This window comes from Pseudoalteromonas sp. NEC-BIFX-2020_015 (assembly GCF_012952265.1).
GTDB lineage: Bacteria > Pseudomonadota > Gammaproteobacteria > Enterobacterales > Alteromonadaceae > Pseudoalteromonas > Pseudoalteromonas neustonica.
In genome coordinates, this window is record NZ_JABCJL010000008.1 from 1 (window position 1) to 12,374 (window position 12,374).

Genomic DNA, 12,374 nt, shown 5'->3' on the forward strand with positions numbered 1-12,374 from the left:
ACTTTCATTTATTCACATCATAATCAAAGGAAAGCAACAGAATAACGCGTTGAAATGATCAAGCAAGTCGATCCCTTTTTTATTTTTGATCGTTTTCAATAAGCAAGGTTTAGTGCTGAGTAGTTACTTTTTTTTTTTGTTTTTTTTGTTTTTGTTTTTAAGGCAAAAAATTTTATGTCTGTAATTTAGGGGGCTACGCTTATGAACTGAGCTAAGGAGGGTGAAATCGTGATTATGTTGGAAATGTACACTTACTGCTGATTTCAATCGATGCGCTTGCTTTTTTGCTTTCGGTAAATAATTAAGATCGGTGTCAAATTAAATTCATCATCAAATTAAATTCATCAGCCTCAGGTGTTTGCTTACTACATATTCACTGTAGTAGAGCGGCAGGACAACATATTCTTTTTCCAGTGATGATGAGCCTTGCGTGCCTGTGAGTTTAATTGTTTTGATTGGCTGGCATTTATTTATGTACGATTGCAGTGATTTTGCTTTGGTGCGTTTACCACTTTTTACCTCGATAGGCAGTATGTTGCCTTCGTCATCAGAGAGCACAAATTCGATCTCCGCTCTTGCATCACCCCATGAATATGTTGGGTCAATGCCTTGTGCAGCAAGTTCCTGTTGTACAAAGTTTTCGGCCACAAAGCCTTTATATTCATAGCCTTGTTGTTTTATTTCTTTATACCCAATGTTTAGCATATGATTTAATAAGCCCACATCAAAAAGAAATAATTTAACGATGTTGTCTTTTTTATATGCTGCTAATGGGCTTTTAGGTGTGCTATCAATAGGGTGGTTTTTGAGTATCAAGCGGCACTTGTTTAACCAAGAAATAGCGCTTTCAAAATCACCATAGCGAGATTTTTTATCGTGCACTCCTTTAAATTTAAAGCGATTAACCGATTCATCCATAACTGAAGATAACTGTGCTGGAACATTGTTAAATACAGCTTCGATTAAACCTGCATCTACTTTTCCTGAGTATTTTCCGAAGTCTCGTTGATACCCCAGTACTAAATTTTTATGAATATCTGTTACAGCTTGAACGCGGTCAATGATACTGTGAGCAGATAAATCAAACCATGTATTTACAGCTTCTGGCATACCACCAGTAAAGTAATAATCAGTGAGTTTTGAAAGTAATTTACTATGTGCTGCACTTGAGTTTGTTTGCGCTGCAAATGCCTTAATTAGAGCGGTTTCTTTTGAGGCGATCAGGAATTCACGAAATGTGAGAGGGCGTAGATTATGCTGTTCCACCTTACCAACCGGGAAGGAGTTTAATAAACCGATATTAGAACCACTGGCAGCAATGTGCATATGCGGCGCTTGTTCAGCAAAGTATTTGAGGGATGTGACTGCTTTAGGGCATTCGCCTATTTCATCAAGGATCAGTAGATCTGTATTAGGGTCAAACGTTTTTCCTGTAAGTAGCTCAATATTAGATAGTACGTCATCGGGCGATAACGAATCAGCGAATGCTTCGCTCATTTGTGGGGATTCTAAAAAATCGATTCGAATCACGTTTGCAAAGGTACTGCCTAATAGAGTTTGTAATAAATAAGTTTTACCTGTTTGGCGAGCGCCATCAATTAATAATGGTTTTCGTGTAGGTTTAGATTTCCAACCTAATAACTTTTCTAAAATTAATCGTTGCATGGCAGGTCTCGCATTACTCATTAGATGATTATTACACTTTATTGCGCGAACAAATGCAAGTTTTTACACTTTTATGCGCGAATAAATGATGTTTCCCACGTTTTTATGCGCGAATAAATGTGGTTGTGTTGTATGAATTAAATTTACTGCCATTTTAAACGGTGATGTTTTACCTTGTTGTACAGTCGCTTTTAAGGGATCGCGAAGATATTAAATAAAAATGACACTCATCATAAAGTTTGTATTTTCATATTTTTACTAATGTTTAATTTGTGTGAAAAATATATAGGGTGATGCATGGCAACACAGCAGCTATAGCGAAAACTTACACATAAACTGCGCAGCAACCTTAGCAACTGCGAACTTAAATTGAAAAACAGGATAAAACAGGACAGGCACAATTTTTTTTGCAAAAACCATAGCATCAACTACTGTTATTACATACAGTGTCGCTAAGGTTGATATTTTATGACTCGCGCAAGAAAAAAGCTGATTGATTTAGCATCGACATCTTATTATCACTTAATCTCACGATGCGTGAGACGTGCATTCTTGTGTGGTGATGATAAATACACAGGTAAAAACTTTGATCACCGTAGGGCGTGGTTGGTAGAGCGAATTAAGTTATTAAGTAGCGTGTTCGCTATTGAGATTGCCGCCTACGCGATTATGAGCAATCACTACCACCCTGTTGTGAACGTCAATAGACGTCAAGCACTTGATTGGTCAGATGATGAAGTAATTGAACGCTGGTATCAACTTTATAACGGCCATGTTTTAGTCGACCGCCATTTAAATGGTGAGCAGTTAGATAAGCCGAGTTTGCTCTTTTTCAATGAGATCATCGCTAAATGGCGCGCAAGGCTTTATGACATCAGCTGGTATATGAAAAACCTCAATGAGTACATTGCCCGCGAAGCCAATAAAGAAGATAACTGCACGGGCAAGTACTGGGAAGGGCGCTATAAGTCACAGGCATTATTAGATGAAACCGCAGTACTCAGTTGCATGGCCTACGTTGATTTGAATCCTATCAGAGCAAACATAGCCGATACGCTTGAAGACAGTGGTTTTACCTCAATTCAAGAGCGTATAGCACATTTCAAAGCCTTTACCACAGACACGGTCAAATCAAATAACCCCCTCAAACAAAAAGATACTGTTCAACATGAAAGTCAACCAGCGCAGTTAAAGCCATTTGGTGGTAATCATATTAAAGGCACGATCCCCTTTGCCTTACTGGATTACATTGAATTAGTCGACTGGAGTGGCCGCCAGATAGATCCAAAGAAAAAAGGGCATATCAACAAAAGCATTCCAAAAGTGCTCCTAACGTTGAATATAGAAGAACCGCAATGGCTTGAATCCATTCAACGTTTCAGGCAGCAGTACTCAAATTTTGCAGGCAGCAAACAACGGTTAAAGCAGCAAGCCGCCAGCAACGATGTAAAATGGTACAAAGGCGCAGGCTGAACAGTTGCATCTTTATTGGTTTGTTTAAAAAACACCTTATTAAACAAAGTGATGATCTAGCTTTGCCTTTATTTACCCAAAATTCCTTCAAATCAACTCAATTCTAAGTTCTGTAACTAATAGTGTGGAAAAAAGAATGATTCGGTTACCCTCGACAGGAGAGCTGCTAAATTTTCTGACAAAAATATGTGACTGTCCTTTTTACTTATATGACTGTCCTTTTTACTTCCTTTTTACTTCCTTCTTTTTACTTACTACTTCTTTCTTGGCTACTATCAACATGGAAAGCTAGACCGCAAGATATATTACGAAAAAGTGGTATGAGTGGGTAACTTATAACAAACGCATCAAACCTGACTCCGAGCAAGAATCATAAACAACGTTGACACCCATCGTAAAGTTATTGAACCAAAATAGGAACTCAGCTATGGTTGAACCATTAATAAAAATATATTAAATACGAGTTATTCTACAGGCTTGTTAGGCATACAAGGAGAGTTCAGTGAAAAAATTAACTTTAGTATTTATATCCCTTATTTTATCTTTTTCAAGTTTTGCAAATGACAAGTTCACGGCAGATCAATTAATCGAGAAAGCAAAGGCATTTGTATCAGCCAAAAATGCTCGCCAACAACCAAATACAACCACTAAAGAAATAGATCATTATATATCGCTATTATCTGATAACTTCATCGATGAACATGTTAAATTCAAGTTTACGTATACTGATAAATCGAAACTCCGTTCAGATATGATTGGTAAACTAAAAGATGAAGTGATAAACAGTAATATTGAGATAAACGAAATTATGGTAGGGGCTAATGTTGTTTTTATAAAAATGACTGAAAGGGGTAAAGTTAAGCCTGCGCATTTAGAAAAAACCATTGAATATAGTAAAACTAATATTGTTTCATTAGAGTTTAACGAATCAGGTTTAGTAAAGCATATCCGCCGACACCACGGTTAATGTGTGCCTAAAAAGAAACAACGTTGATGACGAACCGATTATTATTGTTGCCTCAACGCTGCAAAGTAGGGGGGAGGTTTAGCTAAAACAAACTTATGTTTCACCCCATTGTCGTAATAAATTGTGGTACACGCCGGTTAGCCTTACAAGCTCTTCCTGTTGTGGGTTTTGCTGTGTGAGTGCCTGTATGCTTAAATCAAGATCGTATAAAATACGTCGTTGATCATCAGATCGAATTAAGCTTTGCAGCCAGAAAAAAGAGGCCAGGCGCTGGCCTTTTGTTACTGGTGTGACGTGATGCATACTGGTGGAGGGGTAAATGACTAAATCTCCGGCGGCAAATTTAACACGTTGTTGGCCGTATGTATCTTGGATGACTAATTCGCCACCTTCGTAACTGCTGGGATCGTTTAGAAATAAAGTACAGGATACGTCTGTTCTTACTTTTATACCTGTACCACTGATATTGCGAATTGCATTGTCAATATGATCGCCAAATGTGCCGCCATTTTGGTAGCAATTAAACATGGGTGGGTAAATTTTATTAGGTAATGTTGCGGCCATAAATGTTTGGTTTTGGCTTAGCTGGTTTAAAATGAATGCCCCTATGTCTGCCGCTATTGGGTTATCTTGCGCCAGTTGAACGTTATTTTTAGCCTGTTTTGCTTGGTGCCCTGCGGTGGTGTTGCCATCGATCCATTGAGTATTATGTAGTAGCTCTTGGCATTCGCTGATTTGTTGTTGATTTAAAATGTTAGGAATATGAACAAGCATGTTTAACCTTGATATGTTGGCAGCATTAAAGTAATGCTGCCATTTATTTTCAGCTTAGAGATTAAAACTGATAGTTAACCGACAGTTTTACATTACGCGGGTTAGCGGGGCGAAAATGTCCGCGTGCGCTGTAATCTGTAACGTATGATTTGTCTGTTAAGTTATCAATATTTAGCTGTACTGTCATCTTGTCAGTTACATCATAAGCGGCCATTAAGTTTACTGTCGTAATACTTCCTGAGTCGTAATAAGCCATATTACGACGCCAGTAAATGTTGCCTGATGAATACTGTGCGCCACCACCTAACGTTAGCTTACCTAGTGTGTAGTCAAGCCAAATGCTCGCGGTGTCTTTTGGTGCGGCAGTAAGGCCATCACCTTGAGTTAGTGGGTTTGTGTCTTTTGTTACTTCGGTTTTTTGGTGTGTATAACTGGCCAAAATGCTTAAGTCAGTGGTGATTTGCCCTGTTGCGCTAAACTCTACACCTTTGGCTTCTTGTTCGCCCCCCATAAAGTAGCTGCCGTCTTCATCGCGATCAGTGACTGTTTTTTCTGTTAAGAATAAAGCGGCTGCTAGTTGTAAGTCTGCGTCGAATAAATCCCATTTTGCGCCTAACTCGTAGTTAGTTGATTCTTGAGGGTCCATTGCTAGGTTTTCTTGTAAGCCTTCAAGTCCTCGTCCGCTAAAGGCTAAGTCACCCGCTGATGGATCTTGTGAGTTGGCAATACCAAAGTAATAGTTACTATCTTGATTTGGCTTGTAGGCAATTGAGGCATTGTAGCTAAAGAAGTCGCCGTCTGTTTTTAAACCAGTCACTAATTCTCTAAACCATTCACCGTTTACACGCGCCCATGTGTAGGTAGATCCGTCAGCTTGATAGTCTTCGTAGCGAGCACCTAATGTGGCTACCCAATTATCAGAAATAGTCAGTGTATCTAGTGCAGAAAGTGCAAACCCTTTGCCATTAACCTCAGTGGGTGCACCATCTCGGAAAATGCCACCGGTGTATGGCATGTTAGGGTTAGGGGTGTTTAGTGCTACACTTTTGCTATCGAGCTCGATCGTATTTTTCAGCACATAGCGGGTTACGTCTTCTTGATAATATTCGGTACCAACCACTAAGTTATGCTTAATTGAACCGGTATCAAATGCGATAATAGCATCAAGCTGAGTTACAAATAACTCGTTTTCTTGGTCGATATTTTGTGTGTAATCGAGTCGTACATCATCAAAGTAAGTGCGATCGTCGGTTATTGGATCTCTGCCTGTTTTAAATATTGGGCGACTCACCACTGATTTTTTTTCGTTACTCGCAATGCGGGTTTGCGAAACAATCTGTAATTTATCGCTTACTTTGTGCTCTAAACGTAATGTACCTATAGCAACACTAACATCTTCAAAGTCACGCTGTGCGACGCCATAGTAATTGTCCCAGTATTTTTTATCTATAGGGCCCTTGGTTAAACCAAGGCCTGCATTGGCAACACCTTCGGTTACCCACGGTAGGCCGAGCATGGGGTTGTTTTCTTGTTTCATAAATAAAGCATCTGCGGCTAAGCTTGTTTGCTCGTTAAAATCTATGCGCAGTGAAGGGGCGATGGCTGTTGTTTGGTAATCTTCAACGCCATTGTTGAAAGGGTCGCCGCCTTTAGTGTATAGCGCATTGATGCGTACTGCCGCTGACTCACTAATTTTTGTATTGTAATCAAGCGTAAGGCGTGAACGTTCAGCTTTATCGTAGCTGCCATTTACAACTAATAGCTCATCTTGATTTGCTTGTTTAGTGACTAAGTTGACCGCGCCCCCTGATGATCCTTTACCAGTAATGCTAGAGCTTGCACCTTTACTCACTTCAACTTGTTCGGTGTTAAACATATCGCGCGAATAGCCTGCAATATCTCTAATACCATCTACATAAATATTGCCATTAGCACTAAAGCCACGAATGGTGATCTTATCGTTAGTAGTGATATTACCACCACCGCCTTCACCGGCACCAAACGTTGAAACGCCAGACACATTACGTAGTGCTTCAGTTAGGCTCGTAACGCCTTGATCTTTTAATACTTCACTGTTTACAACGTTTATTGTTTTAGGTGTATTGAGTAGCTCTGTTTGATATTTGTGAGAGGAGACTTTTTCAACTTTATAGCTGTCTTTCTTTTCTTCTTTAACTTGAGTAACGGCAAGCTCTTTTACGTTGTTAGTATTTGCGTAGGCGGTAAAACTAAGTGAAGTAATTGCTAAAGTGATAGCACTTGCCATTGCACCTTTTTTGAACGTTACATGCTTTTGTTGATTTAAAGTGGTCATCTCTCTCTCCATATGTAAATGATAATAGTTAGCGTTTATTTATAGGTTGCGCATGTTAATGTTAATCGTTATTATTTGCAACTCAATTTCAGGGACGTATTTATTTCATTAATAAATTGTTACTGAGTTTTAAAGTCTTGATGCGTGAGTAGGAATAGCGGTGCAGTTGAAAATAAAGTTAGGGAAAAAATCGTTAGCGTTTTGCGTAAGCTTAGCCTGTGTTTACTCCATGCATGGTTTTGCACAGCAATCTAGTAAAGCTGAGCAGGTTGATAGTTTAGTAGAGCGCTGGTTAAGTACAGAGCAGCAGCAAAGTGCATTGACTAATGAGTGGATCACACAACAGCCTTTATTAGAGCAAAGGCTCACTTTGCTCAAAGCAGAGCAAAAACAACTAACACAGTTACTTGCACAAGACAGCGAATCGGGTAATGAAGTAGATCAAGCGCGCGGTGAGTTGTTAGCGCTACAAAACTCAATGGAAACAGATCAAGCTTATTTAACTGGTTGGCTAAAAACACAATTTATTAATGTAAACGATCTTATTTACCGTTTACCGCCGCCTTTAGAGAAAAGCTGGCGCGAGCAACTTAGCGTACATGACGGCACAGATAATGACCAAGCAAACAAAAACCTTAAAAGTAACAGCGATAGACTCACACTGTTACTCAAGTTATTTGATGATTTAAGCCAATTTGATAGCCGCATAAGTAGTTATCAAAGTGCGATTACTTTACCAAATGGCGAACAGAAGTTAGTGTCGCAAATTTACATGGGTATTTCGTTAGGTTGGTATATCAGTTTAGATAACACCTACGCCGCACAAGGATTTGCGACCGATAATGGCTGGCGGTGGCAAGCAATTGATGATCAACAAAGTGTATTGCAGGTGAAGCAAATGTTGGCGATGTTGAATCAGCAAAAGGAGGCTGAATTTATTAACTTAAACATTTTATTAGCGCCTCAAGGTAGCCATATAAACACGGAGAGTGCGCATGATTAAGCTGATCTTACGCGTATTTGGCGCAGCCACTTTATTATTTAGTGTATTGGTTTTTAATCAAGCGTTAGCCAGTAGTAATGATGTTTTAGTGTCTTTGCAGGACGATATAAAAAAATCACAGCAGGCACTGTCTAAAACGCAAAATAGTATTGCTAAACAGCGCAGTGCATTGGCAAAGTCATTTAACAAAGTTGAGCAAAAAGTGTTGGCACTGCGTGAAACAACAGCGGTAGCAAGGCGATTGAACGATGAAAAAACCATGGGGTTTGAAAAGCTTAAGCAGCGTCTAGATGATTGGCAGCAACAGCATAGTTATCAGCAAAATGTACTGCAGCGTTATATTCAGCAAAATAAGCTAACGGGTGTTAATAATGCCAGTAGCCAGTTATTAGTGCTTGATAGTATTTCAGTATCAATAAATGCACTTGCCGCACGCAGTACGCCTACATGGGGGGCAACAAACGTTGCTTTTAATGACGGTTCATTAAAGCCCGTTGATAGTTTGTCTATTGGTCCGGTTAATTGGTTTTTAGATACAACGACCCAACAATCAGGGTTGTATAGCCGTGATAACGACATGAATAAAGTCGCGCTTATATTTGAATCAGCACAGTATGAGCAGCTTACTGAGCTTAAAAGTAGTCGCCGTGGAGAAGTGATGTTTGATCCGACGTTATCACGCGCACTTAAAATCCAGCATGCAAAAGAAAGTATGACAGATCACATTGCAAAAGGTGGAATTTGGGTAACACCTATTCTTGCTTTTGGGGTATTTGCTTTGCTCATTTCATTTGCTAAGGCACTGCAATTATGGCGATTACCTAAAGTATTACCTGCAATGGCTGAACGTTTACGCCATGTGTACGAGTTAAGTTTTGCAGAGCAACGCAGTGCGCTTGAAAAATTAACGGCGCAAAATAAAGGAATGCAAGCACAGCTAGTTGAAATAAGTATTGCTACTGACGTAGGGCCGCAGCGAGATGATCAATTATTTTCGGCACTGCTAAATCATAAACATACTCTTGAATATTGGTTAGGCGCGGTGGCAATTACTGCGGCGGTTTCTCCTTTACTTGGTTTATTAGGAACGGTAAGCGGTATGATCGAAACCTTTAAACTCATGACTCTATTTGGCGCAGGCGACCCTGCGGCGGTGTCGGGCGGTATTTCAGAGGCGCTAGTGACCACTGAGTTAGGCCTTGTAGTGGCTATTCCTGCATTATTATTACATGCATTACTATCACGAAAAGTAAAAACTTATTATGGTGAGCTAGAAAGTTGCGCGGTTAATCTCAGTCAAATATCTAACTCGACTGCAGCATTAAATAAAGGAGAGTAATATGCAAATGCAGTCGTTTGACAGTGTGATTGTGTGGGTGATTTTAGCACTAGGCTTGTTTGTCTATCATCAACTTATGTATTTTATTGTGCGCAGCCGTAATGGCTTATTAACAACACAGGACAAAAAGTGGCCCAGCACCTTAAGTTGCTTAATTGGTGCGCTGCCTTTATTGGGGTTACTGGGCACAATTATGGGGTTGTTGGATTCATTCTACGCTATGTCGTTAGGCGATAGTTTTAATGCAACAAGTACGCTTAGTCAGGGGATTGCCAGTGCACTATGGACGACTCAACTCGGGCTTGTTATTGCTGTACCTGCATGGTTGTTATTGAGCTACTTTAATCGTTTAATTGTTAAAGAGAGCCTTGCTAATGCGCAATAGTTTGCAACAGCGTCTTGAACAACAGCAGCAACATATCGATTTATCGCCGTTATTGGATGTGGTGTTTATTCTATTAATTTTCTTTATTGTTACGACGGTATTTGTAAAAGAAACCGGTGTAGAGGTTGATAAACCCCAAGCACTTTCGACGCAAAAGCTCGCGCGTAATGTCATTATGTTGGCAATTACTAACAATGGTGAAGTGATTTACGATGGTAATAATATTGGTGTTGCAGGTGTACGAAATACGGTGTCGCAGTTATTAGCAGGGCGCGAGCAACCCGTTGTGATCCAAGCTGATAAGCAAGTGCCTACAGAGCTACTGGTACAAGTACTTGACGAGAGCAAGCTTGCAGGTGCTGTTAGCGTTAACATTGCGACCATTAAATAATGCACAGCGATGTTATAAAAGTAAAACGGCATCACTTTTACGCTTTGTGCTTAAGCTGCGGGTTATTAGCTGCGGCGTTATCGTTGTTGTTTATGAAACAGTGGTTTGGCGAACAGTTGCAGCAAACTGTAACGGTACGCGAAGCAGTATTAGTGAGTTTACCACCACCGCCACCTCCTCCTGTGTCGCAACAAGTAGAGCAAGTTACGCCTACATTGTCGCTTTCAATTTCGGGCGATGGCCCGAGCATTGAAATGAGTATTGATAAAACGACCGATCCTTTATTAACACTTACACCGCCAATGCCTATGTTTCATGAGCAGCAAGACTGGCAAGTAGACTTAAGCGTAGATTGGCAGGCTTTTGGGCTTGAGCAACTTGACTCGTTGCCACAAGTGATGACTGGATTTAAAGCACCTTACCCTAATGCGTTAGTGCGTAAAGGCATTCATAAGGTATTGGTGAAATTAGATGTATTTATAGATGAAATGGGACATGTGAGTTTAGTTGAGGTGATAAATAACGATTACCCAGAACTTGACAGTGCGATTAAAAAACTAGTAAAAGAATCTCGTTTTAGTGTGCCAAAAAAAGATGATATAGCAGTAAAAGCACGTTTTATTTGGCCTGTGGAATTTAAAAAGTCATGAATATAAAAAGAACCTTATTTAAAACAATAGCACTAACATGTGTATTGATAACGCATGTTGCAACAGCCAAAGTTGATGTTACATTAAGTGAGCCTATCTGGTTATTTAATGCTGACACTAAGGCATTATTACAAAACGACGCGAGATTAGAGCCGCAAGAGCAGGGCGTGGCAAATGCGTTAAAACCTGTGTTAGCAAGTCAAGATTATCAACAAGCTGCACTGATTTTACAAGGATATAAATCAAGTGAAAAAAGTGCCGCTTTATGGCAAGTGACCGGGCAAGTTTATTTAGCATTAAAGCGTTTAAATGAAGCCGAAAATGCGTTTAAAATGGCGCTAAAATTACAGTCTAATTTAGGGCGTAGTGAGCGAAGCCTTGCCGTTATTTATTTACAGCAACAGCAACCAGATAAAGCGATTAAACACTTAAGTAATGCTGTTGTACTTGGTCAGCAGGACGATCAACTATTTGGTCAACTAGGCTATTTACACTTACAAAATAACAATCCATGGGCTGCAATTAGCGGCTATCAGAACGCATTGTTATTAGCGCCTCAAAATAGCCAATGGCAGCAGGGATTGCTGGTGGCGTTGATCAAAGCGCAGCTATACCCAAGTGCAAACGCGATGCTTAGTGGGATGTTAGAGGCTGATAGTGATAACAAAGATTTATGGTTGCAACGTAGTCAAATAGCATTACAACAAGATAACGAACTACAGGCATTATCTAGTTTAGAGGTGGCATTAAGGCTAGGTGAAAAATCAATTGAAAACCGAGTACTTGCAGCTCAATTGCACCTTAAAAATGGCAGTTTTAGTAAAGCATCAGTACTGTTGGCACAAGTATTAAAGCAAGACCAACAACAGTTTAGCCTTGTTAGTAGTGCCGTTGCTTGGTTATTGCATCAGCAAGAATATAAACAGGCAAGCAAATTACTGGCAAAGGTCACTCAACCTGCAAAGTTAAGTACCGTTGCGAAAGGTGATTACTATACCTTGCAAGGGCAACTGGCAAATGCTCAGAAAAAGACTAAAAAAGCGGCCAGTTATTATCAAAAGGCATTGGCTATTAACCCAAGTAATGGTCAGGTTTTATTGGCGCTCGGTGATTATTATCGCGCTGCGCAGGCTTATAGTCGTGCAGAGCTGTACTATATTAGGGCGCAAGGACTCAGTGCATTTAAAGAGCGTGCTTTAGTGAGTCATGCTCAACTAGAAATAGATCAAACAGATTACAAAAGTGCGGTGATCTTGTTACGAAAAGCCTTGGCTGTAAATCCAAGCCGCTATGATATAGCTAAAAATATTGCGCAATTAGAGCGCCTAACTAGCCAGAGTAGTTAACCTGAATTTGGTTTGAATATTTACTAATAGATTGATTTAATAAGAGTGTTATTCGTTTCTCTCTGAC

General features: G+C 39.8%; 11 protein-coding genes. 8 read left to right on the top strand and 3 right to left on the bottom strand.

The genetic code is table 11. The features are described 5' to 3' along the window. Positions 1 to 330: 330 nt before the first annotated feature. Entirely contained in the window at positions 331 to 1,665 is a 1,335-nt protein-coding gene (locus HH219_RS07595) for an AAA family ATPase (RefSeq protein ID WP_169327088.1), read from the bottom strand. Between the two features lie 468 nt (positions 1,666 to 2,133). Here HH219_RS07595 and HH219_RS07600 point away from each other — a divergent pair, with 468 nt between their 5' ends. Both HH219_RS07600 and HH219_RS07605 read left to right on the top strand, forming a co-directional pair. After that, positions 2,134 to 3,138, top strand: coding sequence for a transposase (locus HH219_RS07600; protein WP_249118474.1), 1,005 nt, complete (start codon positions 2,134 to 2,136; stop codon positions 3,136 to 3,138). A 502-nt stretch (positions 3,139 to 3,640) separates the two neighbouring features. Beyond that, positions 3,641 to 4,105: a hypothetical protein gene (locus tag HH219_RS07605; protein WP_054203380.1), complete on the top strand. Its 465-nt coding sequence runs from the start codon at positions 3,641 to 3,643 to the stop codon at positions 4,103 to 4,105. 93 nt (positions 4,106 to 4,198) lie between these two features. Here the strand turns inward: HH219_RS07605 and HH219_RS07610 are convergent, their stop codons facing one another. Next, a complete protein-coding gene (locus tag HH219_RS07610; protein ID WP_064435332.1) occupies positions 4,199 to 4,879 on the bottom strand; it encodes a Fe2+-dependent dioxygenase in 681 nt (226 codons plus the stop codon). Between the two features lie 61 nt (positions 4,880 to 4,940). After that, positions 4,941 to 7,193 (bottom strand): TonB-dependent siderophore receptor, encoded by a 2,253-nt coding sequence (locus HH219_RS07615; RefSeq protein ID WP_169327089.1) that lies wholly within the window; start codon positions 7,191 to 7,193, stop codon positions 4,941 to 4,943. 160 nt (positions 7,194 to 7,353) lie between these two features. Here HH219_RS07615 and HH219_RS07620 point away from each other — a divergent pair, with 160 nt between their 5' ends. The 6 genes from HH219_RS07620 to HH219_RS07645 all read left to right on the top strand — a co-directional run bounded on the left by HH219_RS07620 (position 7,354) and on the right by HH219_RS07645 (position 12,307). After that, complete coding sequence (locus HH219_RS07620; protein WP_064435334.1) at positions 7,354 to 8,196, top strand: DUF3450 family protein; 843 nt, start codon at positions 7,354 to 7,356, stop codon at positions 8,194 to 8,196. Next, a complete protein-coding gene (locus HH219_RS07625; protein WP_169327090.1) occupies positions 8,189 to 9,535 on the top strand; it encodes a MotA/TolQ/ExbB proton channel family protein in 1,347 nt (448 codons plus the stop codon). The genes HH219_RS07620 and HH219_RS07625 overlap by 8 nt, the downstream gene beginning before the upstream one ends. Before the next feature lies 1 nt (position 9,536). Beyond that, positions 9,537 to 9,920 (top strand): MotA/TolQ/ExbB proton channel family protein, encoded by a 384-nt coding sequence (locus HH219_RS07630; RefSeq protein WP_064435336.1) that lies wholly within the window; start codon positions 9,537 to 9,539, stop codon positions 9,918 to 9,920. Continuing rightward, positions 9,910 to 10,311: a biopolymer transporter ExbD gene (locus tag HH219_RS07635; RefSeq protein ID WP_064435337.1), complete on the top strand. Its 402-nt coding sequence runs from the start codon at positions 9,910 to 9,912 to the stop codon at positions 10,309 to 10,311. Before HH219_RS07630 ends, HH219_RS07635 begins: the two co-directional genes overlap by 11 nt. Before the next feature lie 92 nt (positions 10,312 to 10,403). Further along, positions 10,404 to 10,961, top strand: coding sequence for an energy transducer TonB (locus HH219_RS07640; RefSeq protein WP_169327091.1), 558 nt, complete (start codon positions 10,404 to 10,406; stop codon positions 10,959 to 10,961). Continuing rightward, positions 10,958 to 12,307, top strand: coding sequence for a tetratricopeptide repeat protein (locus tag HH219_RS07645; protein WP_064435339.1), 1,350 nt, complete (start codon positions 10,958 to 10,960; stop codon positions 12,305 to 12,307). Before HH219_RS07640 ends, HH219_RS07645 begins: the two co-directional genes overlap by 4 nt. Positions 12,308 to 12,374: the final 67 nt, after the last annotated feature.